Annotated in this window: 21 protein-coding genes, 1 pseudogene and 1 riboswitch; of the genes and pseudogenes, 8 read left to right on the plus strand and 14 right to left on the minus strand. The window is 56.0% G+C overall.

Annotation, left to right across the window (positions count from 1 at the left end):
• Window positions 1-56 precede the first annotated feature (56 nt).
• Window positions 57-674, plus strand: a complete 618-nt coding sequence (locus JW885_14945; protein ID MBN1883462.1) for an acetate uptake transporter — start codon at window positions 57-59, stop codon at window positions 672-674.
• Window positions 675-788: 114 nt separating this feature from the next.
• Here JW885_14945 and JW885_14950 read toward each other — a convergent pair whose 3' ends face one another.
• The 8 genes from JW885_14950 to JW885_14985 form a co-directional block, all read right to left on the minus strand.
• Window positions 789-1,196, minus strand: a complete 408-nt coding sequence (locus tag JW885_14950) for a hypothetical protein (protein MBN1883463.1) — start codon at window positions 1,194-1,196, stop codon at window positions 789-791.
• Between the two features lie 28 nt (window positions 1,197-1,224).
• Entirely contained in the window at window positions 1,225-2,046 is an 822-nt protein-coding gene (locus JW885_14955; GenBank protein MBN1883464.1) for a hypothetical protein, read from the minus strand.
• A 156-nt stretch (window positions 2,047-2,202) separates the two neighbouring features.
• Window positions 2,203-2,982 carry a hypothetical protein gene (locus tag JW885_14960; GenBank protein ID MBN1883465.1) on the minus strand — a complete coding sequence of 260 codons (780 nt, stop codon included), beginning with the start codon at window positions 2,980-2,982 and terminating at the stop codon, window positions 2,203-2,205.
• Window positions 2,983-3,562: 580 nt separating this feature from the next.
• Window positions 3,563-4,363 carry a hypothetical protein gene (locus JW885_14965; protein ID MBN1883466.1) on the minus strand — a complete coding sequence of 267 codons (801 nt, stop codon included), beginning with the start codon at window positions 4,361-4,363 and terminating at the stop codon, window positions 3,563-3,565.
• A 40-nt stretch (window positions 4,364-4,403) separates the two neighbouring features.
• Entirely contained in the window at window positions 4,404-5,375 is a 972-nt protein-coding gene (locus JW885_14970; protein MBN1883467.1) for a glycyl-radical enzyme activating protein, read from the minus strand.
• Window positions 5,341-7,752, minus strand: coding sequence for a glycyl radical protein (locus JW885_14975; GenBank protein ID MBN1883468.1), 2,412 nt, complete (start codon window positions 7,750-7,752; stop codon window positions 5,341-5,343). Before JW885_14975 ends, JW885_14970 begins: the two co-directional genes overlap by 35 nt.
• Window positions 7,753-7,823: 71 nt before the next feature.
• Entirely contained in the window at window positions 7,824-10,268 is a 2,445-nt protein-coding gene (locus JW885_14980) for a formate acetyltransferase (GenBank protein MBN1883469.1), read from the minus strand.
• Between the two features lie 113 nt (window positions 10,269-10,381).
• Complete coding sequence (locus JW885_14985; protein MBN1883470.1) at window positions 10,382-11,050, minus strand: TetR/AcrR family transcriptional regulator; 669 nt, start codon at window positions 11,048-11,050, stop codon at window positions 10,382-10,384.
• 444 nt (window positions 11,051-11,494) lie between these two features.
• Window positions 11,495-11,590: riboswitch (TPP riboswitch) on the plus strand.
• A 106-nt stretch (window positions 11,591-11,696) separates the two neighbouring features.
• On the opposite strand from JW885_14985, the gene thiT reads away from it, so the two are divergent.
• Window positions 11,697-12,254 carry an energy-coupled thiamine transporter ThiT gene (thiT, locus tag JW885_14990; GenBank protein MBN1883471.1) on the plus strand — a complete coding sequence of 186 codons (558 nt, stop codon included), beginning with the start codon at window positions 11,697-11,699 and terminating at the stop codon, window positions 12,252-12,254.
• Between the two features lie 114 nt (window positions 12,255-12,368).
• A complete protein-coding gene (locus tag JW885_14995) occupies window positions 12,369-13,016 on the plus strand; it encodes a thiamine diphosphokinase (GenBank protein ID MBN1883472.1) in 648 nt (215 codons plus the stop codon).
• A gap of 12 nt (window positions 13,017-13,028) precedes the next feature.
• Here JW885_14995 and JW885_15000 read toward each other — a convergent pair whose 3' ends face one another.
• On the minus strand, window positions 13,029-13,937 hold the full coding sequence (locus JW885_15000; GenBank protein ID MBN1883473.1) for a patatin-like phospholipase family protein: 909 nt from the start codon (window positions 13,935-13,937) through the stop codon (window positions 13,029-13,031).
• 65 nt (window positions 13,938-14,002) lie between these two features.
• Window positions 14,003-14,488, minus strand: a complete 486-nt coding sequence (locus JW885_15005; protein MBN1883474.1) for an SRPBCC family protein — start codon at window positions 14,486-14,488, stop codon at window positions 14,003-14,005.
• Between the two features lie 162 nt (window positions 14,489-14,650).
• Between JW885_15005 and JW885_15010 the strand changes: the two genes are divergently transcribed.
• The 5 genes and pseudogenes from JW885_15010 to JW885_15030 all read left to right on the plus strand — a co-directional run bounded on the left by JW885_15010 (window position 14,651) and on the right by JW885_15030 (window position 18,819).
• Window positions 14,651-15,583, plus strand: a complete 933-nt coding sequence (locus JW885_15010; GenBank protein MBN1883475.1) for a radical SAM protein — start codon at window positions 14,651-14,653, stop codon at window positions 15,581-15,583.
• 1 nt (window position 15,584) lies between these two features.
• Window positions 15,585-16,385 carry a hypothetical protein gene (locus tag JW885_15015; protein MBN1883476.1) on the plus strand — a complete coding sequence of 267 codons (801 nt, stop codon included), beginning with the start codon at window positions 15,585-15,587 and terminating at the stop codon, window positions 16,383-16,385.
• Window positions 16,386-16,424: 39 nt separating this feature from the next.
• Entirely contained in the window at window positions 16,425-17,210 is a 786-nt protein-coding gene (locus tag JW885_15020) for a DUF554 domain-containing protein (protein MBN1883477.1), read from the plus strand.
• A gap of 742 nt (window positions 17,211-17,952) precedes the next feature.
• Window positions 17,953-18,594 (plus strand): hypothetical protein, encoded by a 642-nt coding sequence (locus JW885_15025; protein ID MBN1883478.1) that lies wholly within the window; start codon window positions 17,953-17,955, stop codon window positions 18,592-18,594.
• Between the two features lie 159 nt (window positions 18,595-18,753).
• Window positions 18,754-18,819, plus strand: a pseudogene (locus JW885_15030) (calcium-binding protein).
• A gap of 633 nt (window positions 18,820-19,452) precedes the next feature.
• Here the strand turns inward: JW885_15030 and JW885_15035 are convergent.
• The 4 genes from JW885_15035 to JW885_15050 form a co-directional block, all read right to left on the minus strand.
• Window positions 19,453-19,965, minus strand: coding sequence for a tetratricopeptide repeat protein (locus JW885_15035; protein MBN1883479.1), 513 nt, complete (start codon window positions 19,963-19,965; stop codon window positions 19,453-19,455).
• A 187-nt stretch (window positions 19,966-20,152) separates the two neighbouring features.
• The gene (locus JW885_15040; GenBank protein MBN1883480.1) at window positions 20,153-20,908 is read right to left on the minus strand and encodes a hypothetical protein; all 756 of its coding nucleotides are present in this window, start codon (window positions 20,906-20,908) and stop codon (window positions 20,153-20,155) included.
• 21 nt (window positions 20,909-20,929) lie between these two features.
• Window positions 20,930-21,790 (minus strand): DUF4292 domain-containing protein, encoded by an 861-nt coding sequence (locus tag JW885_15045; GenBank protein MBN1883481.1) that lies wholly within the window; start codon window positions 21,788-21,790, stop codon window positions 20,930-20,932.
• Window positions 21,765-23,528 carry a tetratricopeptide repeat protein gene (locus tag JW885_15050; protein ID MBN1883482.1) on the minus strand — a complete coding sequence of 588 codons (1,764 nt, stop codon included), beginning with the start codon at window positions 23,526-23,528 and terminating at the stop codon, window positions 21,765-21,767. Before JW885_15050 ends, JW885_15045 begins: the two co-directional genes overlap by 26 nt.
• Window positions 23,529-23,538: the final 10 nt, after the last annotated feature.

A 23,538-nucleotide genomic window follows, 5' to 3' on the forward strand; every position in this document is an offset into this window, starting at 1 on the left:
CGATACCCGGTTTGAGATACCAGTTTATTAATCCTTTATTCAAGGAGCTTTTGAGAATGGCACAAGACATTACCAAGGTTGAAGTTGCGGGTTTCGAGAGCCTGTCTCCCGCGGATCCGGGTCCCCTGGGGCTGAACTGTTTCGCCCTGACGACCTTCCTGTTGAGCATGCACAACGCCGGCATCATCGGTGGTAACGCCGCCCACGTGTGGCTCACCTCGGCACTGATATTCGGCGGCCTTGCCCAGATCCTGGCGGGCATGTGGGAGTATAAGACAAGAAACGTCTTCGGCGCCACCGCCTTCGTCTCCTATGGCAGCTTCTGGGTGAGCCTGGCACTCATCCCGATCTTCTTCACGAAGGGCCTGATTTCCGCAGAAGTCGAAAGCGCCAGAATGATCCTGGCCTGGTTCCTGACGGCGTGGACCATCTTCACGTTCTACATGTGGATCGGCAGCATCAAGACCAACAAGGCGCTGCTGGTCACCTTCACCCTGCTCCTGGTGACATTCATCCTGCTCGATATCGGCCACTTCGGCGACCCGAAATTCAACATGATCGGCGGATACGTGGGTGTTGCCACGGCCGTAGCCGCCTGGTATACCTCCGCCGCGGGCATCATCAACACCACCTTCGGAAAGGTCGTACTCCCCATCGGGCCGGCCAAGAAGTAAAGCGAAAAGCGAAATGAATCCGCTGCGGCGGATTTGAAACAAAAAAAACGGGCCGATGTGTCGTCACATCGGCCCGTTTTCTGTGCCGGTTTCACCGGTCTCGCAGGGCCCGCCTCAGTTGACCCGTCCATCGACGGCCAGGGCGAGCTCCCGGAGACCAGCTGTGTCACAGGCGGGGGTGCGTCGTTTGTCTTCGGCGTAACGGCCCTCGGCGGTGATGACGATGAGATCGTCGGTCACATCGATGACGAAGCGATATTCATACACGCCTCCCCCGCCGTGGGAGTACCACTCGGTCTCGATTCGTCCCTCGGTCTTGTCGAGAATCGCCACCGGGTATCGTTCGCTGACGACCCATTTTACCGCCTCCCAGGTATCCTCCGCCAGGCAGTCGCACTCCACGGGAATCTCCTTCGTGTTCAGGGCCTGGGCGGAGGCGATTATCGGCGTACATATCATCGAAACCCACATCAACGACACAATGATGCGCCGCCACGATGCGGTCGATCGAGATCGTATCATATCGTGCAGCCCCCACTTAGAAAGTTCATTACGCCTTCCATCCTTCCTCCTTTTTCCATCGGTACCCGCTCAGGGCGAGGAGCACGACCGTGGGGGTATAGAAGACCCACACGATGTTGAAGGAGATAAACGAGACGGTGCCGATCTGGATGTTGTAGATGGAGCCGATGATCTCGGTGATGAACCAGCTGGTGATGGCCAGGGCGATCATCAACGCGTTCATCTTCGGATAGAGCCGGTTCCTGACCGCTTCCCACGCCACCCAGAGTGACACGACGATGATGATCACGTACGCGAGGCCGGGGTAGAAGAGTCCCACATTCGCCAGCCCGTCGGCCAACAGGAGAAACGTGACCGCCCCCACCGCGACGAAGAAGAGCGGCAGGGCGAGGGCCGAGGTCACCGGCCGGCCCGATTTGGAGGGCCGTACCCAGCCGAACCCCCTGCCGTGACGGATGATGAGGAGGGCGTGGGCGATGATGGAGAGGACGGCGCCGATGATGAAGGCGGTGAGAATTGTGGCCTGGGACGCCTTCGAGTTGACGGCCACGATCCCCATCAGTATATCGGTGGGGACGATGCACAAAAACGCCAGCTTCAACAGCAGGGCGTCCTTGCGGTCGACGAAGTTCATCCCGATCATCCAGGCGATGACGGCGCACAGGAGTGAAACGAATCCCTTGGCGTAGGAGGTATAGAGATTCGAAAGACCGTAGAGATAGTTCATCCAGTCCACGGCGAAAAACGTCCCGGCTACGAGAAGAATGAGACCTAAAAGGACGAAGACCAGGACCTTCTTGCTCCTGGAAACCGGGAGGCTGTTTAGGTTCGACACTATGTATTCCTCCATTTATTATATCCACATACCCGGACCTTTTTGTATGTATTCGAAAAGGGGACTCCGGTGAAGCAGTCTCGTTCGACCCCGGTCGAATGGTTTCATGGATTATTATACTCAAGCGAGCAAACGACGGCAATCTTATAAATGCGTAGACGAGACAGAAAGCTATTCACCGTCGAACCGGTACACGCTGAGTGAAAGCAACAGGAAGGATGGCTGATAGAGGAAGGCGGAGGAAAACCGACACAGAGTATCGATTACCGCCGTGGCGTGACAGCCGCTTGCCGAGAGATAGTATGCGCTGGAAATAAGCTCGTGTGTGAACCAGAAAACAACTCCCAAGAGAAAGAAAAAGGTATTGGTGGACGGAAAGCGATCGACACACGCGGCGTCTCCCGCCGCCCACAGGGAAACGCCGCCGATGATAAGCGGCAACACGAGAAGATCCAAGACGTGAAGGCGGGAGGCGAAGGCTATGAGAACGCCTATGAAGACGATTACCGATCCGGCGACCACGCTGCGGGCGAAAGCTGACGGGGATCGCAGGAGGAGATGCTTCTTCACAGGGCTTCGGCCGTGTCGAATCGCCAACAGAAGGTGCGAGAAAGAAAAAAAAGCGATCTGTAGCAGAAGCAAGAGCGCCACGGCTTTTTCCCTCTCCCATTCGATGATCGAGAATTTATTCATCGCGATTGCGAAAGAGAGAACCTGGGGGACACCGGCGGAGAGAAGCGCCAGGCCGACCAGTATCGTGTCGAGCCGGTCTAATCGGTTCTTCCCGGAAAGCAGGATGATGACAATGGCAATACCCAAGACCCAGGGTATGCCGTTTTCCAATATGGCCGGGGAGTGGATCGTCGATCCACCCCGTATGTACATGATATACGTGATGAGGTTTGAAAGACACACGCCCAGGGCCAAGGGGGCAAGTATATATACCGCCAACTTTTTTCGATATCCGATAGAAATAGCTCGTTCGGTCATGAGGTCCTGTATAGGAAAAGAAATGTTAGTTTTTTACGGGAGGGACTATGTGAAAGGAAAGTGCCATGGGTGATAAAAGTATTGAGTTCAATATGACAAGACATTTTTTATTAAGATGACAGAGAAAGTTACTAATGAACTATTCTTTCGAGTCAATCCCGTGAATGTATTGCTCAAGATAAAATATGGGAGAAAATGATATCGGGTGATCATCAAGATAATGCTATGTGCACTTCAGGTCTTGCATGAAGAGAAGAGAGGAGAGGAGAAGCGTGAAGAATGGGATATGGACGTTGATTTCCACCCGGCTCGTATGTATTTTTGCTGTAGGTATATACCGTTACGTGAGCAATGTCAAGAAATAATTTCAATTAATAATATATTTAGTTTCTAATGATAATCAAAAAAGTACAGTTTTTTTTAATTTCAACCTGAAAAAAATCCCGGAGGGCATCCCCCGGGATTTTTGATTTCTTTGTTTCACAGATGAGGGGCGCGGGATTCGTGATAAGACGATTTCCGCCCCCAGCCTCTCGGCCGATCAGGCGATCTTCTCTCCCGCAAGGGGCGGTGACGAGCTGAACGCCTCCTCGATGATGATCTTGCCGTAGGAGCCGTCGAAGGAGTCAACCCGACCCTTGACCTGGTAGGCGATGGGATCCATCGTCAGGACCATGACGGCGACGTGCTGGCCGTTCTTCAGCCCCTTCAGCTCCTCGTTGTATCCCGACGATTTGAAGACCAGCGATTTTCCGTCGATGGGAAATATCGACATCACCGGTACAATCGTGGGATACTCTTTCCCGTCGGCCATGAAGGAGACCGCCTTGACGGCCTGCATCAGGTCGAATTTCTTCTTGACGGTCAGGGGGATGTTCACCCCGTCTTTTCCCTCAAGCTTCTTTCGCTTTCCCTTGGCCTGGAACATGTCCGAGACGATGGAGAGCTTGCCTATCTGTCTCGGCATGACGTACTCCCTGATGGCGATGGTGCCCGATTTCCTGATTTTTGTGTAGGAGTTGTATCGGAACATCTCGTCGTAGGCGATCTTGTCGAAGATGGGGCCGGTGTTTGTGAAGTCGTCGTTGAAATCGCCGTTGACCGCGCCGAAGGCCAGGTCGGCGGTCATGGCCAGGGTGCCGACCTTTTTATTTCGTTTGAGATTTTCAAGGGACTTCCACATCAGGAATTCACCGAAGATGATGAAGTCCGATTTTTCCTCCCAGGTATTGATGGAGGCGATGAAGGCCAGGTTCGTGTTTCCGTCACCGTCGATGGTGGCCATGAATTTGGCGATCATCGGTATGGAATAGAGATCGTATAGTTCTTTGGGCAGAATCATTGTTTTTCTCCCGTCCTGTGTCGATATGGGTATGGAACGTTCACTCGTCTTCGAGCCTGGTGGCGCCGGACCAGCGGACGTCGCCGGACCAGTTCTCCTTGGCGATCGAGGCGAGCTTTTCCATGGTTTCCTTTTTGATGAGCGGTGCGTCGCACAACTTATAGCTGCTGTCAAGCCGCTGGTACTTGTCGACACACAGGTTGTTGAAGGCCAGAAGCTCATAGCGCACGACGGCGGGCATCTTCTCGGCGATGAACCGGGCGACGGCGCGCACGTTCTCTTCCTGGTCCGTCCATCCGGGAATGATGGGCGTTCGCACCCACATGGGGATGTCTCCCGAGCCGAAGAGTTCGGCATTCCTGAGGATGTGGGCAAGGCCCACACCGGTCGCCTTTTTGTGCATCTCCTCGTCCATCTGCTTGAGGTCGTACAGGATCAAATCCGTATGGGGGAGAATCGGATCGTAGGCCTTTTCGGCAAAGGCGCCGGTGGTGTCGATGGCGGTCGATATCCCCGCCTCCTTGCACCGGGCCAGAAACCGGGATGCGAAATCGGGGAACATGCCCGGATCGCCCCCCCCGAGGGTCACCCCGCCGCCGGAGTTGCGGTAGAACGCCTCGTCCTTGTTGACTTCGAAGAAGAGCTCGTCCACCGTGTACTCCTTCCCGATGACCTCCAGCGCCGCCGCGGGACATGCTTCCTCGCATTTCCCGCAGGTGGTGCAGCGCTCCCGGTCGATGACCATCCCCTTCGGCGTCAGCGAGAGGGCGCTTTCCGGGCAGGCCGTCAGGCAGTCCCGGGCGCCGATGCATCGGCTTTCATACCACATCAGCTCCGGTTTTTGCCTGATCCCCTCGGGATTGTGACACCAGAGGCAGGAGAGGGGACAGCCCTTGAAGAAGACCGTGGTGCGGATGCCCGGGCCGTCCTCTGTGGAAAACCGTTGGATGTTGAAGATGACCGCCTTCGGCGCCTCGTTAGAGTTCTTTTGCAACGCGGGATATGATTTCATTTTGCATCTCTCGTCCCAGGAAGGTGAAGTATGCGTTGTAGCCGGTGACCCGTACCATCAGATTTGCGTAGTCCTTCGGATTGTTCTGGGCGTCTTTGAGGGTTTCGGAATCGATGACGTTTATCTGGAGCGCGGTGCCCCCCTTTTCGTTGTATGTCCTCAGAAAGCTCATCAGCTTTTCGAGACGCTCGTTGTCCCGGATGAGGGAGGGGGAGAAGCTGATCGTGTGGGAGTCGCCGTTTGGGGCGCTTTCCAGGCCCAGTTTTCCCACGCTCATGGTGACCGCCGTCGGGCCCTGGGTGTCCGCGCCGTTGACCGGGCAGACCCCGTTGGAGAGGTACGAGCCCCTTTTTCTGCCGTCGGGCGTCGCCGCGGTGGAGGGTGAATAGGCCACCCAGTAGTTCCACGAGAGATAGCCGCCCCGGTAGCACCGTTTCGTGCCGGGAGAGACGTAGTCCCTCGATTTCTCGGTCCAGAAGCGGGAAATCTCCCGGGCGATGGAATCGGCGTATTCGTCGTCGTTGCCGAACTTGGGCGCCTTGTTGATAAGGGTCTGGCGGAGCTTTTCATGCCCCTCGAAGTTGTCCTTGATGGCGCCGATCAGCTCGTCCATGGTGACCTTCCCTTCTTCAAAGACCAGCTTCTTCACGGCGACAAGGGAGTCTGCGGCGGTGGCCAGAGAGATGCCCTCTATGGTGATAAAGTTGTAACGGGCGCCGGCGTTGTTGACGTCCCGCCCCTTCTCGGCGCAGCCGTCCACCAGGTTTGAGAGGTACACCGTCGGCTCGTACGTGGATCTGAGTCGATCCGACATGTTGTAGATATCGATCATCAATTCCATGACGGCCAAAAGCTGTTTTTTGAACGCGGCCATGAATTGATCGAAGTTTTTGAATTTTCGGGGATTACCGGTTCTCGGGCCGATTCTCTCCTTTGTCAGCATGTCCACGCCGTTGTTGAGGGTCAGCTCCACCGCCTTGGCGATGTTCATGTTCACATCCACCGTTCCGGAGCGGTCGTCGCCCTGCAGCGTGTTTTCAAGACACCCCACCGGGGCGTAGTCCCACAGGCGATCTTCGGGCAGACCCTGCCAGCGGAGGCCGCGGATGGAGTTTTCGTCGAAGTTGATGAGAAACGGAGAGCCCTGGGCGTTGGCCACCAGCTCGGAAATCCGCCTGAGCAGGTCGTCGGGGGTCTTGTTGTGTATGCGAATGTTCGGCTTCGGCTCCAGGAGGTTCATCTCCTCGATGACGTCGAGCATCAGCCAGGTCAGGTCGTTGGAGGCGTCCTCATAGTTTTCGTCGATTCCCCCCAGGGTGATCAATTGGCCGAATCCGGCGGTAATGCCCTGGTTTTCGCCGATGCGTCCCTGGAAGTCGTAGGCATAGTTATGCTTGATCCAGTAGCAGTCGAGTATCTCCCTGGCCTGATCCCTTGTGATGAGGCCTCCCTCGATGTCTTTCTTGTAATAGGGCCACAGGTACTGGTCGATGCGCCCCGGAGAGGTGCCGGCGGCCACGTAGGATTCGTCCGCCATGACCAGCATGTGGGTGAACCAGAGGGCCTGCACCGCCTCGTGGAAGGTCTCAGCGGGATTCGCCGGGACCTTCCTCATGATCCGGGCGATCTCGACGAGCTCCTGCTTCCTGATCGGGTCTTTTGCATCATTCGCCTGGCGCTCGGCTTCGTCGGCGTATCGATTGGCAAGAATGATCGGGGCCTCGGCGGCGATGATCATCGCCTCGAGATAGTCGATTTTCTCCTTATCCGTGGTCTCGGCGATCATGGCCTTGTATTCGTCGATCAGGCCCTGAAAACCCTTGTGGATGACCTTCTTGTAATTGGGGATGATATGGCCGAATGTGGTCGATGAGTTCCCCACGCCCACATCGTTGATCCATTTCGCCTTTTTCCACCACTTGTCGTGGAGCTTTTTATATTTCTTGGCTTCCTTCTTGTTCAGGGACCGGGAAAGGGCCGTACTGAACTGGCCGCCCACAATCAGCTCGCCTTCCAGGATATGTACCGGCAGGTACTTTTCCAGCACCGTCCGGAAGAAGGTCGCCCGCCGTTTCGGGCGGGACCGGCTCCAGAAATCCTTAGGCAGGTCGTCTTCTTTCACGGTTTTCGCACAGGCCAGAAGGCTGTCCGAAAAACAGGGATTGAAGGGGTAGACCTCGGGAACCACGCCGAAGTTGTGGAAGGGGAACACCATGTCCCATTCCGTCCCGTTGGTAAAGGGCATAACCTCGTTCCTGAAATAGGGACGATCATTGAAGCTGAAGTATTCCTCCCGCAGTCTTCGAACTCGATCGGACAGGGTTCGGGAGGGTGACCAGATGTCCTTCGGAGTCACATGACATTGTGCCTGTGCCATTGTCTCCTCCTTTTCATGTAGTGTGTGTCACTGTTCCGTTTATCTTTGCGCGCGTCCGCGCGCTTTTTCACCTACTGAACGCTTCCCCGGCCGGAAAAAGAGAGCCGGGTGCGATTGATGATCTCGTCCTTGACGATATCCGGAAGATCGTCGAAATAGGCGCAGTATCCGGCCACCCGGACCACCAGTCCCGGATACATGCCCGGATTGTTCCTGGCTTTGATAAGCTCCTCCGGATCCAGGATGTTGAACTGCACCTCCATACCCCCCTCCTCGAAGAATCCCCGAATGAGGGACGAGAGGAGCGACACCCCGTCGTCTCCCGAGACAACTCCCGGATCGAACCTGAGGTTGGTGGCGTAGCCGTTTGCGGCAAGTCTCGCGTCCACTCTCGCCACGGAGTTAAGCAGCGCCGTGGGGCCCAGGCGATCCATGCCGTTGGCGGCGCCGAGGCTGGCGGCGAACGACGTCCCCGCACTCCGCCCCGAGGGGGAGGCCCCGGTCTTTTCGCCGAAGGCGACGTGGGACGTGGAGGAATAGAACCCGGCGACGTATCCCCCGCCCCGGACGTTCACGTATCGGGTCAACGCCGTATGATAGGTATGGGCCGCCAGGTCCGCGTAGCGGTCGGGAAGCTCGGTATCGTTTCCGAATTTCGGCGCGGAGAGGAGCCGCGCCCGGAGTGCATCGTTTCCCCTGAAGTTTCGCTTCAGGGCACGGACGACATCGGTGAGGGCGGTGGTTTTTTCCGCAAATACCACCGCGTCCAGGGCCGCCAGGGCGTCGGCGGTATCGGCGATGCCCACCCCCTGTACGCCGCTGCCGTTGTAGATCGCCCCGCCCTCGGTCACATCCTGTCCGGAATCACTGCAGCCGTCCACCAGGAGGGACGAAAACGGGGTGGGGTGATAGTCCCGGTTTCCGGCGTCGATGATGGCGAGGTCGTCGACCATCCGCTCGACCATGAATTCGACCTGGGCCGTGAATGCACCGACAACATCATCCATGGATCGGAACGCCCTTGGGTCCGGCGTGTCCGCGCCCACCCGTTTCCTCTTCCCGAAACGTCTGCCCCGGTTCAGCGCCAGCTCCAGGCACAGGGGGAGGTTGAAGAGGGCGGTATCGGTGGAGAGGAAGCTCTTCCCCGGCACCGCCAGCTCCACGCAGCCCACAACGCCGTAGTCCCGTGCGTCCTCCAGGGGGTAGCCGTGGGCCAGAAGGGTTTCTATGGATATGTCGTCCGAAAAAAATGCGGGAACGCCGTTGCCCCGGCGGGCCACCTCCACCGCACGGTGGAGGTAGGGGAGGGGGGAGTCTTTGTGCATTCTCGCCTGGTAGTTCGGGTCCCTCAGGCCCGATTGTTCCATCACGTCCAGGAACAGCCAGGTCAGCTCGTTGACGGCGTCGTTCCCGGCCCGGTCCACTCCGCCCACAATGGCGGCCTGCACCACAAGGAAGCCTCCGTGATACTTGCTGACGGCCTGGGAGACGTGAAAGACGTGCTCGGTGCACTTGGCGGAAAAGCAGAGGATCAGCTCCCTGGCCTCATCCGGTGTGATGGTGCCCCGCTCTATGTCCCTCTTGTAGTAGGGATAGAGGAACTGGTCGATGCGGCCGAAGGAGACCGCGGAGTTGATTCCCTCCAGGCACACCGTCATGTGGGCCAGCCACAGGGCCTCTACCGCCTCGTGGAACGTCTCGGCGGGGTGCTCCGGCACCCGCCGGGTGATTCGGGCGATCTCCAGAAGTTCCCGCTTCCTGGTTTCGTCCTGTTCGGATGCTGCAAGGCGATCGGCCTCATCGGCCAGGTTGCGGGAAAAACTCACCAGTCCCCGGCAGGCGATGCGGGCGGCCCGGGAGAAGGGGTCATCTCTTCCCTCCAGCTCGGCCAGGCACCCGGTCACCCCTTTCTTGATGATCTTTTCGTAGTTCGGGATGAAATGCCCGATGCCCGCCGCCACATTGATGAGGTAGTATGCCGGGCTGAGCTGCTCGGTGACGTAGCGTAAAAGCCTTTTGGGACGGCGGGTGAGGCCGCGGGCCTCTCTCGTCTCCCGCGTGGGAAGAAAGGCCCGGACGACCATGTTTCGAAAGAGCCAGTAGGGGATGATGCGGAAGATCAGTGTAAACCGATCCCTCCAGGATATCTGGAAAGGGGTGGTTTTTCTTCGGCCGATCCAGAGAATTTCCTGGTTGACGAAGACCCCGGACAGCTCGGGCTGGATGATTGCGGATTTGCGGAACGCGCCCACATTGCCGACGATGAGCTCGTCCGGAAAGATTTTCGCCGATTTTTCACTCAGGATGTGGGCCAGGGCGCCGGCCTTCCTGACGATCATCGGCTCGGACGGCCGGTCATGATGCCGGAAGTAGTCGGTCACGAGATGCGCCCGTTCGATACACAGGTGTATGGGCGATGTGAGAAGGGCCTGTTTTATACGGGCGAACCGATCGGAGCGTTTTTGCTCCCCGTTTTCGTCTCGGTTCGAGTAAAAAGTTCGGGCCGGCTCGGTCATGGCTTCATACCTCGTGTAATAAACAGTTTTATGATAATAGGACGTTCATAGTATAGTCGCAATATGGTTATTTACATCATGCCTGAAAAATATGTGTGTGATCCCGTCGGTTTTCATCCCTCGATCGACGCCCGGCGTGTTTCCGCCTCATTGTCGGATATAAAATCCCTGAGCATGGCGGTGAAATATCCGTAGGCGGTGCCGAGATCGGTGGTCTCCCGGGCGATGCAGTATAAAAGCGCCAGACCGTTCCCCAGGGCCACCGACAGGGTGGCTATCACCGCTTCGTCGAAATCGTCTCGAATCTCGCCGTTTCGTTTCGCCTCCCTCAAGCCCCCGCAGATGATCTCCTTGAGCTGCTCGTGCATGGTGAATATGTCCAGTCTGCTGTCGTCCTTTTGGACGCCGTAGACGGTAAGGTCCATCACCACCACGATCCACTCCGGCTTCTCCTCGGTGAACGAAAGCAATTCCTGAAACCCCCGCCGGAGCTTTTCCACGGTGCTGATCGGCAGTGCCGCCACCCGGGCGATGATGCTATGGATTTCCAGGACCACATGACGGTACACCGCCATGACCAGCTCGTCCTTGTCCTTGAAGTAGTAGTGCAAGAGGGACTTATTGACCCCCGCCTCGTCGGCGATGTCCCTGAGGGAGACCTGGGCGTAGCCCTTCTTGGCGATGGCGGTATAGGCGGCCTTGATCAGGGTCTCCACCTTTTCCGGTTTTCGGTAGCGGTTGTTCGGGTCGTGGCTGGCTGTGGATACGATGTCGATTTTCATGGACGGCACATATATGTGATATTTCAAAAAAGCGTTTCCGACATCGGACAGCGGCCGTCGGATGTGCCGATTGTCCGATGGGGCCGAATATGTTCTCCGAAGACGCGCCGGACGGCCTCCCCTCCGCTTGCCACACATTACCCCTCTTCTTACTCTCTCCTCAATCGGGAAGTCCTCTCGCCCTCACCGGGAATCCGTCCTCCGTCTCTTACCCTTTCGTCGATCGGGAATCCCGTTTCGCACCCGAGGTTCACTCTGTACCCGTGCTCAACGGAATCCCATCCCCCTGCCTCTTAATTGGCCGACCGACCAATTTTATTATAACGTAAGTATATGATGGTAATTGAGGCGGTGTCAAGGAAAAAGGGGTGTTTCCCTTGACAGGTGACCTGTTTTTATATAAGATATCCGAAAAAGTGCGCTTGTTTGTAGTATCAAGCGTCACGATTTCACTGGGGGTGTTTCGACTGAGAGTCCTTGGGACAACCCTTAGAACCTGATCCGGGTAATTCCGGCGGAGGGAAGTGAACAATACAAGATGTGTTGTCACCAGGCCGCGGGTATCCGCGGCTTTTTTCGTGGAAAGGTTGCTCCGTCGAATCCCGGTGTGTGCGTCAACGGAATGCGGCATATCAAGGAGGACGACATGAATGAAAGCGTGCAGATCGCCCGGGTTCGCGTGATGGTGGAAATCGCGCTGATGGCCGCCCTGGCCATCGTTCTTTCGAACGTAAAGCTCTTCAGGATGCCCTATGGCGGCTCCATGAGCCTCGAGATGATACCGGTTTTTTACATTGCCGCCCGCTACGGCGGAGTGGCCGGGGTTCTGACCGGTCTGCTTTTGGGATTGGGGCAGCTTTTCTTCGGGCCGTATGTGGTCCACCCGGCCCAGCTGGTGCTGGACTATCCTTTGGCGTTCGCCCTTATCGGCGTCGGCGGATTTATCCCGGCCCGAAACCTGTTTCTGACGGAACTGGGCGTTATCCTGGGAACCCTCCTTCGGTATGCCTCCCACGTGATATCCGGGGTGATCTTTTTCTCCGAGTACGCCCCGGAGGGATCGAGCGTGTGGATCTATTCCCTGGGATATAACGCGTCGTATCTGGTGCCCCAGGTGATCCTGGCTCTGATCGTCGTGTATCCCATCATCAGGCTGATGTCCCGGTTCGACGAGAGGAAAACCGACGCCGGGGTGGATACGTGACATGAAACGGAGCGTAAATCGACGGCGGTGAAGACATCGGGGGCGTCGGTCGGTTCAAGAGGTCGGGCAAGGTAATACGTTTAGTACATTTCACGTTCACACGGGGGTGATGGAGTGCGGGCGCTGATTTTTTCCGGCGGGGTGTATGATGATCCCCGGTATTATCGACGATATCTGGACGACGCCTCCCTTGTGATCGCCGCGGACAGCGGCGCCGGGGCGGTCCTTGCCCTGGGGAGGCTCCCGGATGTGCTGATAGGCGATATGGATTCCATTCGCACCGACGAGCTGAGGGATATGAGAAGGGAAAGGGAGGTGGAGGTCATCACCCAGCCCCCCCAGAAGGATTATACCGACACGGAGCTTGCGGTGAGGCTCGCCCGGGAGCGGGGCGCCGGGGAGATTTTCATCTGCGGCGCCCTGGGGGGGAGGCTGGACCATGAGCTTGCGAACGTGTCGTTTCTGGTCCTCGGAGTGGAGTGGGGCGTGGATATCCGCATCGTCGACGAGGCCCAGGAGCTGGTGATGCTCGTTCCGGGGCGCCGAAACCCGATCCCGGGGACTTTGGGCGACACCGTTTCCCTGATATCACTGTCGGAGGCGGTCACGGGAGTGACCACCTCCGAACTGAAATACCCGCTCGTGGGTGAGACCCTCCCCTTCCTCTCCCCCCGGGGGGTGAGCAACGTCATCAGCGGCCCGGAGCCGTCGGTCACCTACGAGAGTGGGAGGCTGCTTCTGGTGCGGGTCTTTCGGCCCTGACGGTCGGGTCCGTTACCGGGCGTTTTCGAGGGCCTCGTTTATGAGGGGGAGCGCCGTTCGGGCCGCCCGCTCTCCCTGAAGCATCAAAAAGTCCTTTCGGGAAAAGTCAATTATCCCCACGCCCCTCACGTCCGGCCGGATGATCACGTCGGCTTCCTCGTACTTGTATTTATTGACCTGGGCGCCCATGATGTTGAAGGTCTGGATGATAATATCCACCACGTTTTTCACATCGTAATTGGTCGTGTGCGCGGTAACGTCCACGGCGATGATCACGTCGGCACCCATATCCTTTGCCACGTCCACCGGCATGCTGTTGACGATGCCGCCGTCCACCAGCACGCGCCCTCCCAGATTGAGGGGGGTGAAGATGCCGGGGATGGACGTGGATGCACGCACGGCGGTGGAGACGGGGCCGCTCTTGAACACCACCATCTCACCGGTATTCAGGTCCGCCGCCACCGCGGCGTAGGGGATTTTCAGATCCTCGATGTTCTTGACCTTGATGGTCTCATCCACATAGGTAACGATGTTGTTCCCCTTGACGAGACCGACACCGATACCCAGGATGCTGAAATCGAAGATATCCTCCACCGTCAGATCCCGAGCCGCCCGCTCCAGCATGTTCACATCACCGTAATAGGCATACAGCGCACCGGTGAGGCTTCCGGCGCTGGTGCCCACGATGATATCGATGGGAATGTTGTTCTGTTCCAATACCTTGATGACGCCGACGTGGGCGAATCCCCGGGAGGCGCCCCCGGAAAGCACCAGACCCACCTTGGGCCTCGGTTTCTGCTCCGGGGAAACGATCGGCGGGGTGCCCTTTGCGCAGCCGGCCGCCATGACCGCGATGAGTAGAAGGGCGAACAGCGCCTTCATGATACGGCTGCGGGTGGGTGTATGACGAATGACGTTCATTATATATTATACTCCTATACTCCGTTTCTGTATGTCCTGTGTGGGATTCATAAAAATATATCCATTTATTTTTTCTTTTCAAGCAGGGCCTTCAGGTTTTCACCCTCCTCTTTCATGTGCTTCTTCACGCCGAAGAATCCCTTGTCAATGGATTTTTTCAAGAACATTTTTCCGATTCGGCCCAGGCGGTACGTCAGCGAGGCGGTGAAGAGGCATCCATCTCCATCCTTTTCGATGAGAAATTCATTGTAGGGCGTGAACTTGCGGAGAAGGCGGGATACCGGGGAGAAGACGATTCGTTTGTTCGGCTCCACGTCGGTAACGACAAATTTTAATGTATGAACCTTCCCGTGCATGTATTCACCGGCCTGGCCGATTGAGCCCACGGCCCAGGGTTCTCCCTCGAGCCACTGAAAGGAGACGTGATCTTCGGTGTGCCATGCCCGGTAGGTTTCATTGTCAACGATGCCGGTCAAGAAGTCGAAGACCGCCTCGGGCGCTGCGTTGATCCGTATGGAGTCGGTTATAACGACGTCTTCCAGTAATGCCACTTCTCAAACTTCTCTGTGAATGTTTCGGATTTCATACATATTGTACCAGATATCCGATACACTCTTTTGTAAAAATGGAGTGTAGGTATGAAAAAAGCCTTGTCTTTACTTCGGGCATATTTTATCCTGTAAAGACGTTTGAAACACGGAAAATGTTCCGCCATGTCCCGTTCCGAAGCCGAAAACCGGACCCCTTCGTACATCGCGCTGTATGAATCCGGAGAGCTTGCCCGGCGTATTGAGGCGTTGGAGGCGATATTGACCTCGTGTACCCTGTGCCCCCGGGGATGCCGGGTGGACCGAACCCGGGGGGAGACGGGCGTGTGCCGGGCGGGGGCGGCGGCGATGGTTTCCTCGGCCAGTCCCCACTTCGGCGAGGAACCACCCCTGGTGGGGAGCGGTGGGTCCGGCACCATTTTTATGACCCACTGCAATCTCCGGTGCGTGTTCTGCCAGAACTACGACATCAGCCAGGAGGTGGGTACGTGGCGGGGGGAGGAAGTGGGGCCGGAGGAGCTTGCCGGAGTGATGATCGCGCTGGCCGGACGGGGGTGTCATAACATAAACATCGTCTCCCCCACCCATTATGTTCCCCAGGTCGTGGCGGCGCTCCCATTTGCGGTCGAGAAAGGGCTCGATCTCCCCTTGGTCTACAATACCGGCGGGTACGATTCAATCGAGGTCGTCCGGCTTCTCGAGGGGATATTCGATATATACATGCCGGATTACAAGTTCACCGATTCCCGCCCGGCCGAGCGATACATGAACGCGCCGGATTACCCCGAGGTGATACAGGATATCCTCAGGGAGATGCACCGGCAGGTGGGGACGCTTCGCACGGACGATGCGGGCATTGCGTACCGGGGGCTTCTGATCCGTCACCTGGTGATGCCCAACGATGCGGCCGGGACCGCCGAGGCGATGGAGTTTATCGCGACGGAACTTTCCTCCGATTCGTATGTCAATGTTATGCAGCAGTATCACCCGATGTATCGGGCCGGGGATTTCCCCGAGATCGCACGGAGACTTTCCTTGGAGGAGTATCTGGACGCGGTGTGGGCGGCCCGCCGGGCGGGGCTCTCTCGGGGGTTCTGACGTGGAGACGCAAACCGTTCCCGCCCCCATTGCCGACGCCCTGGCCCGCCGGGGTCTCTCCGTCCACGGGCACAACCCTGTCCGGGAGCTGTTGTTCGGGGATCTCGAGGAGAGTGTCCTTGAAGCCCTCTATCGAGAGATGAAGCGGTACTCGGTGAGGCTCTTTCTCCGGGAGGCGATCCAGCACCGGGACGGATTTACCCCCCACATGCTGGGCGATTTCACCTCTCTTGATGAGCGGGAGAGGATGATCAGGCGGTTTGTGGAGCTGGGGATCATCGACGGGGGAGACGACGGCTATCGTCTTGCCCGGGGGCCGGTCCGGAGCTTTGGCGCCACCCTGGAATGGTTCGTCGCCCGGATGATGGAGAGGGAATTCGCCTCCCCCTCCATATGGGGGGTGACGTTTCGGGACGCGCCGGCGGGCGGGGATTATGACGTGCTGTCGTATTTCGAGGGAGAACTGATATATATCGAAGTGAAGTCGGCACCGCCCAAGGGGATCGAGACGACCGAGGCCGGGGCGTTCCTGGAGCGGGTCAACACACTGCTTCCCCGGGCGGCGCTCTTTTTTGTGGATACCCAGCTTCGCATGCGGGATCGGGTGGTGCTGTTGTTCCACCAGCGGTTTTTGGAGACACTGAAAGATCCGTATCCGTCCCGGCCGAACCTGCGGCATTTGGAGCGGGAGATATTTCACATCGATCACCGGATCTTCATCCTCAATGCGGGCCGTGACATCGGGAAGAATTTCACGGTATGTCTCAGGGATTTTCTCGCCCGGGGGCTGTCGGTATTGTAACGTGATGGTGTAAAGACAAAAAAAGGAGTATCAGAGGACGTGAAGGGAACCATCGTTAATGTCATCGCGGTTGTAGCGGGCTCCCTTGTGGGGCTCTTTTTCGCACGGTTCGTCACCGAGCGGATCAGACAAGTCATCATGCAGGGCCTGGGCCTGTCGGTCATGCTCATCGGCATAAGCATGGCGCTTCAGACAAACAACCTCCTGATCGTTGCCGGAAGCATGGTCCTGGGGGGCATCCTGGGGGAGGTGCTGGACATCGAGGGGTGGCTCGACCGGATGGGTGAGCGCCTCAAAAAGCGGTTTCGCTCGAAGTCCGGCACGTTTGTGACCGGCTTCGTCACCGCGAGCCTCGTCTACTGCGTGGGCGCGATGGCGGTGGTGGGGTCCCTGGAGGAGGGGATCAGAAACGACCCGTCCATCCTCTACGCCAAGTCGCTTTTAGACGGCTTCGCCTCAATCGCATTCGCGTCGGCCCTGGGGGTGGGGGTGATCTTCTCGATCATCCCGATTTTTGTATATCAGGGCGCGCTGACGTTCTTGGGGATGTACCTGGAGCGGTTTCTCACGGACTCCGTCATTGCCGAACTCTCCGCCACCGGCGGGCTCTTGATCCTGGGCATCGGCATCAATCTGATATTTTCGAACAACGGAGGGAACGCCGCACCCGCACCGAAAGATGGGGATACGGATGTGGAGATGAGCAGACTTTCGGACACCGAGGGGTTCGGAAGGGCGCCGATCAAGATAAAGGTGGGAAACCTCCTTCCCGCCCTGGTTTTTGCGGCCCTCATTGCGCTTCTGGTGGAGACGTTTTCCACCTGAGAATACTATCGTCGAGGCGTGACGAGACATCTCAGAAACATCGATATGTGCCCTCGCCTTGTGGTGCACAACGGTTACGTGGCCGGTTTTCCCGATGAAATGCAGCCGGGAAGGAGACTGCCTTTTTCAGATGCCCGAAACGACCGGCCGTGACGGCTGGGATACACGATGGGGCGACATCGGAGGAGGTATCACCACATATGTTATTAGGATGCTTAAATAAGTGAGGTATGAAATAAGCTACGCGAAATAAAAAAAGCTTTACAGAGCACAAAGATGATAGTACTATTTTTCTAGGGAAAGAAATTACGCTCAATCCTTTGTTGGGGTATATAAATGGACCGTCGAACACGTCCATTGTTCCGCTCTGTCTTTTTTTTTCTTCCGTTTTTCATTTTATTTCTTATATGTGCGTATTCCGGTTACGGCCAGGAAAAGAGGAGAGTTTCAGAATCAGGATGGTTGTCGGAAGTGGGCGATTTATAGAAATATATTGTTAAGGCCGGTTCGGATGACCCTGTTAAAGGAGAGCTTCGTTGTTCTGTTGGCTGTCTTGATGTAGGGGTACCCATATATAGATTGTGAAAACGATATGTCAGAAGACTTTTATTGAGATACGGGAAATAGTATAAAACATTTCAAATGGTGGAACGGAGTTGAATCGACGAGACCGGACGGTGAATTGATTCTGAGGTTTTTTGCGGCAAAGATATAACACAATAGACACTTTTGCGAGGAATCGATGAAAAAGGTAAAACTTTTCGTGTTAATCGGGGGGGTGTGTGCCCTCATGATGTGGGCGACAAGTGCCCTGGCCGTCACCGAAAGCGGATATCTGAATCCGGGCGCGTCCTACACCTTCGGCGCCAACGGGCCGACGGATATCTATTTTTCCTATCCAAAGGGCTCGGTAGACTTCTGGGTGGAGGTCATCAGCCCGAATGGCTCAGTCAGCGATTTTGATCTTGACAACGGAGAAATCATTCAGTTGACAGCGGGGGGGTATTATACCGTCACGATTTGGTCGAACTGGGGCGCCGGATACTGGTCGGCGGAGTATTACCCCACAAGCGGCGGCGGTGGCGGCGGTGGCAGTTCGAACTGCAATGCCTCGGGCAGATCGGCATGGGGCTATCTGACCGGCCCGGGTGATGCATGTTCCTGGTCTATTTATGATACCAGTGGCAACTTCAATGTGTATTTCACCTATCCTGCCGGTTCTGTGGATTTCTGGGTTGAAATAGTAGGGCAAGATGGGTATACCGTTCTCGGCGTGTATGATTTGGATAATTCAAGAGGTGGTATTAATCTTTCTGGGGGAGGAACATTTTATCTGACCATCTACTCCAATTACGGGGCTGGAGACTGGTCTTGTTCCTGGTAAACACATAATAATCAGAAAGGAAACCGTTTTAATAACGTGGAGGAAACCGTTATGAGAAAACTTTCAATCGTTCTTTTTTCGATCTTTTTGATCTTTTCGTTCACCTTCGCCGGCTGTGATTTCATCACGGATATGATCGGCGGAGGCGGCGGTGATCAGCCCCCGGCTCCCGCACCGCCGGCACCTGCACCTGCTCCGGCCCCGACACCCGCTCCGGCACCTTCCACAGGAGGATCATTCACCGAGAGCGGCTATCTGAACGGCCCCGGAGATTCCTACAACTTCACGGTCGACGCCGGGACTCAGTCCCAGGTGGATGTGGTTTTCGATTATCCCTACGGCTCTGTGGATTTCTGGGTGAAGGTTGTCGGCGAGGACGGCTACACGGTTCTGGGGGATTTTGATCTTGACAACGGCGAAATCATCCAGCTTTTGGGCGGCGGAACGTTCTACCTGACCATCTATTCCCGGATGGGCGCCGGATACTGGAGCGGAACATATGAACTTGCCGGCGGCGGCATGGGCATGGGAGGAAACTGCAACAGCTCCGGCAACAGCGCCTGGGGATACCTGAACGGCCCCGGCGACTATTGTGACTGGAGCATCTACGCCCAGACCGATTACATCGAGGTGGTGTTCGACTATCCGGTGGGATCGGTGGATTTCTGGGTTGAGGTCGTGGGTGAGGACGGGTACACGGTCCTGGGCGACTTTGACCTGGACAACGGCGAGATCATCCAGCTGATGGGCGGCGGGATGTTCTATCTGACCGTGTACAGCAACTACGGCGCGGGTAACTGGAGTGCTGCCTGGTAGCATGTGAATATCAGAGGGTATATGCTCTCAATAGAAGGGGCCTTATTGGCCCCTTTTTTTTGTGTATGCTTCCTTGTCCGTGCAGATTTTCAGAGTGGGATATTTTTTGCAGATGCCGAGTTCAATGGCGTATCCATAGTCCTTGTTCGCACCTTCAAAGTCGCCGATGGTTTTTTTCGCCTTCGCCCTGTTGAGATACAATTCCGCTTTGTATGGATTGAGGCTGATTGCCACGTCAAGATCTTCGATGGCTTGTTTTATAAATCCGGAAACCTGATAGATATTCGCCCTGTTGTTGTAATACAGGGCGTCTGTGGGGTTTTGATCGATCGCTTTTGAATATTCTATCAACGCGAAGTCGTCGTAGTGCAGAATATCCATAATCAGACCGCGCCTGAAATGGAATTCCGGTCCCAGCGGCGGGAAACAGAGCTCATTGAAAAACTCATATTTCATTGACGCCATGGATTTGTTCAGGACTTTTTCCCAGCATACCGTCACATGGTGAGAGAACGCTTCCGTCGATTCCTTTTCCCCCTGCAGTTCGTAATTCAATGATGCTTCTATGAATTTCGGAAAAGGGTAATCATTTTGAAGGACTTTTTTTATTGTCGCAACAGGCGCATGTTTTTTTGATATGCCGTCCGGTGATTTGAGGGGGAAAGTTGCACATCCCAGCAGGGAAAGAATTGTGAATGTGAAAGCGATCGACCAAAAAGTCCTCATCATTCAATTCTGTCTCCTACGGCGTCACCGTCGTTACCTCGTCGAGATGTCGCTTTATGATGTAGCAGTCCCCGTCTTCTTTCTCGCACTGTTTCAGGGCGTGTTCCAGGTACGTCTTTGCCTCGTCAGCCATCCCGAGTTTATAGAGCACCCATCCCTTGGTATCCAGCATAGCGGCGCTGTCCGGATAATCGACCAGCGCCTCGTTGATAAGCGTCTGGGCCTCCTCCAGTTTGATCTCGTTCTGGGCGTAGCAGTAGGCCAAATAATTTTTTATATCCGCCTGGGGGATGACCTCGTCGGGAAGGGGATTCTTCTGGTATTCTTCCAGGAAGTCGATAAATATCTCGTTGTGCTTGCGCATGGGATCTGACAGCCCCGCGTTGTCATAGGTGTCCAGTATCGCGCCGTGAGAGCTGATGACGACCCTCAAAGCGTCTTCACGATCCGTCGTCATGGCCGCATAGCCCATATCAAGAGCCTGGTAGAAGAAGATGAGGGCCATATTCAGGTTCCCCATCAGGACCTCGCAGCGGCCGAGCTGGGAATAGGCGTATCCGAGGGTGATGTATTCCTCCGGCGCCGTCGCCGAGAGGGCGAATATTCCCTGTTCGTAGAAGGTCGCGGCGGTCTTGTAGTCCCCCGCCTCGAAGGCACGATCGGCCGTGGTGAAAAGGCTTAAAGGATCGCTCTGGAATGCAGAGGCTGTTTGTGCCCCGATGATGAAGAGCGCCAAAGCTGCTGCGATGATCATACATCGTGCATGTCGCACGGCTGTCTCCTTTATAGATGGTTACTTGATCGGTGTGCGGTCGAAATCGATGATGGACTTGTCCAGATCGATTTCCTGCACTCCCCGGGGAGGCTCCAGTTCGAAACGGGATTCCTCGATATATGAATCGAGCCTGACTTCGCTGTGTTTGATACGAACATCAAGGAACGATCCGCCCTCGGGCACTTCGAAGTCCAGAGTCGTGGGTATGGTGCGCTCGCCGATTTCCTCAAAACGGGAAAACGATCCGATGAGTATCAGGTTGCCGGCGGTGTCGTAGAGCATCATCTCCAGTATCAGGAACGTGCGCCCGTCCACCGTCAGCACCGCCCGGCCCCTTTTGGTGGTTTTCGGCATAAGGGTGAGGGTATAGGACTGTTTCAGCTCATCATAGGTCATTTGTATCGGGTAGTAGTCTGTGAGATCCACCCGGCCCTGCAACAGCTCGACGATATCGGTGGCGCTGAAAGGGATCGGGATTAAGAGAGACAGGTTTTTTTTGGAGGCAAGGCCTGTGTAAAAACGGTTCTCAAACGGGGAGTAAATGTACACTCGTTTCTGATCGGTCGTCAGAAAGAGGACGGTATCGCCCAGAGGCCCCAGGCTTTCCAGACGCAGAAAACCGGGACGCATACCGAGGATCAGCTCCGTAACGTTGTAGTCTTCATCGGAGGATGTCACCGATACGTCGGATGTGGCCCGGATTGTGTCGTACACCGGGTTCGCCGTAAGAACCAGGTCGTACAACTCTCCCGACGTATCGACAAGAATAACCGGAAGATCGGTTTTCAACGGGCCGGTGGCCGTCGTGGCGCAGGCTGTGAGTGTCAATAGAATGACCAGGCACAGTGCGGCCTTACAGCAGATCGTCGATATCTTCATTACTCTCCAGGAGCTTGATTTTCTTTTTGAGGCTTTCAATCTGATAATCTTTATAATAGTGTTCCTCCGGTTTCAGTTCCCAGGCCCGATGATACAGATTGAGGGCTTCGGTTCGGTCGCCGAGCCGATACTGGATGTCTCCCAGGTGCTCGTTGAGCATCGGGTCTTCAGGAGAAAGCTCCAGCGCCCGCTCGAGCTCCTTTTTGGCCTCAGGGTACATTTGTTTTTTGTAATATACCCATCCCAGGCTGTCGATGATGTATCCCTCGTTCGGCATCAGTTCCAGCGCCCGGGTGATCAGAGTTTCCGCCTCCTCTAGGTTCTTTCCCATATCGGCATAGGTATACCCAAGATAGTTCAGGGCGTCTGCGTTGTCCGGCTCCGCATCGATGATTTGCTTCATGATCCTGATGGCGCCCTCGGTGTCCCCGGACATATCGAGGATCGCCCCGTAATAAAAGAGATGAGAGGTGTTGTCCGGCTCGAAGATTATGGCACGCTTGATAGCCTCGATCGCCGCCGGGTAATCCTTGGCGTCTTCATAGAGCGATGCCAGGATATGGTGGAGGCTCGCATCTTCGGGATTGGTCTTCAGGGCCTCATTAATGGCCGCGACGGCGTTCTCATAATCCGCCTGCTCCTGATAAATGTACGCGATATGAACGGCGGCGTCGATGAACGCCTCTGAAATCGGATTGATGGCGCCGAAATGTTCGAGGGCCTGTTCATAGTCCCCGATCTGTTCGTACGTCACACCGAGGTAATACCGTATTTGATCGGCTTCCGGGTTGGTCTCCAGGATCCGTTCGAACTCCTCGGCGGCGGCCTCGTATCGCTCCATCTCGAAATACGCCAGTCCCAGATGCAGGTGCATTTCACCCTTGTCGGCGCCGTAGAGCCCCATGGTTTCAAACTCGCGGATGGCGTCCTCAAGGCGGTCGATCTGTATATAGATTCTGGCCAGCCGATCCCTCAGGAGATTGTTTTCGGGATATATGTTTAATAGTTTCTGAAACGCCTCCGCGGCCCTTTCCAGTTCTCCGGATTCCTCGTATATCAGGCCAAGGCCGATGATTGCGGATTCGTACTCCGGATCGACGGCGAGCGCCTTCAGGAAATATCTCTCGGCGGCGTCTTTATCGCCCCGGGTCAGCTCCACCTTGCCCATCTGATAGTAGATATCCGCTGATTTCGGATTGTGAAGATGATATCGATTGAGAACGTCCACGGCCTTGTCATACGCCTTCAATTCCGTGTAGAGGGCGGCAAGGTCGATATAGGATACCTGGTCCTCTGGATTGGCGTCGATGATCTTTTCATACTGGATCACCGCGTTTTCAATATCGCCCATGAGCGTGTACAGCTCGGCCAAAAGGCCGATGGTATCGGCGTCATCCGGCGCTATCTCCAGCGCCGCTTCCGCCTGTTCCAGGGCGAGGGTCATGTTTCCCACATTGCCGTAGAGTGTGGCAAGCTCGAGCCTCAGGGCGTGATTGTTCGGGCTGAACCTGACGGCCGTCTCCATTTCTTCCATGGCCCGGGTGAAATCTCCGTCCCACAGGGAAATGCGGGCGCTGATGTAGTAGTAGTTGGAGATTGATTCCGTTGACAGGAGGGAAGTCGGCTCGATGGACCTGGGTTCAGTCACCGATGTGTCCACACCGGTGGTGGCGCAGGAGACCGAAAGGACCAACATTCCAAGGAGAATGAACAACGAAAAAAACTGTCTTCTAATCATGTGTGATTGC

Source organism: Candidatus Zymogenaceae bacterium (genome assembly GCA_016931225.1).
GTDB lineage: Bacteria > Desulfobacterota > Zymogenia > Zymogenales > Zymogenaceae > JAFGFE01.

What these genes read in the sequence shown, in the direction of transcription:
- JW885_14975 (MBN1883468.1), bottom strand. Translation starts at nt 7,752, where the DNA reads ATGGCACAGGCACAATGTCATGTGACTCCGAAGGACATCTGGTCACCC.
- JW885_15045 (MBN1883481.1), bottom strand. Translation starts at nt 21,790, where the DNA reads ATGAAGATATCGACGATCTGCTGTAAGGCCGCACTGTGCCTGGTCATT.
- JW885_14955 (MBN1883464.1), bottom strand. Translation starts at nt 2,046, where the DNA reads ATGGAGGAATACATAGTGTCGAACCTAAACAGCCTCCCGGTTTCCAGG.
- JW885_15050 (MBN1883482.1), bottom strand. Translation starts at nt 23,528, where the DNA reads ATGATTAGAAGACAGTTTTTTTCGTTGTTCATTCTCCTTGGAATGTTG.
- JW885_15000 (MBN1883473.1), bottom strand. Translation starts at nt 13,937, where the DNA reads ATGAACGTCATTCGTCATACACCCACCCGCAGCCGTATCATGAAGGCG.
- JW885_14945 (MBN1883462.1), top strand. Translation starts at nt 57, where the DNA reads ATGGCACAAGACATTACCAAGGTTGAAGTTGCGGGTTTCGAGAGCCTG.
- JW885_15010 (MBN1883475.1), top strand. Translation starts at nt 14,651, where the DNA reads ATGTCCCGTTCCGAAGCCGAAAACCGGACCCCTTCGTACATCGCGCTG.
- JW885_14950 (MBN1883463.1), bottom strand. Translation starts at nt 1,196, where the DNA reads ATGATACGATCTCGATCGACCGCATCGTGGCGGCGCATCATTGTGTCG.
- JW885_14970 (MBN1883467.1), bottom strand. Translation starts at nt 5,375, where the DNA reads ATGAAATCATATCCCGCGTTGCAAAAGAACTCTAACGAGGCGCCGAAG.
- JW885_15025 (MBN1883478.1), top strand. Translation starts at nt 17,953, where the DNA reads ATGAAAAAGGTAAAACTTTTCGTGTTAATCGGGGGGGTGTGTGCCCTC.
- JW885_14985 (MBN1883470.1), bottom strand. Translation starts at nt 11,050, where the DNA reads ATGAAAATCGACATCGTATCCACAGCCAGCCACGACCCGAACAACCGC.
- thiT (MBN1883471.1), top strand. Translation starts at nt 11,697, where the DNA reads ATGAATGAAAGCGTGCAGATCGCCCGGGTTCGCGTGATGGTGGAAATC.
- JW885_14965 (MBN1883466.1), bottom strand. Translation starts at nt 4,363, where the DNA reads ATGATTCTGCCCAAAGAACTATACGATCTCTATTCCATACCGATGATC.
- JW885_14980 (MBN1883469.1), bottom strand. Translation starts at nt 10,268, where the DNA reads ATGACCGAGCCGGCCCGAACTTTTTACTCGAACCGAGACGAAAACGGG.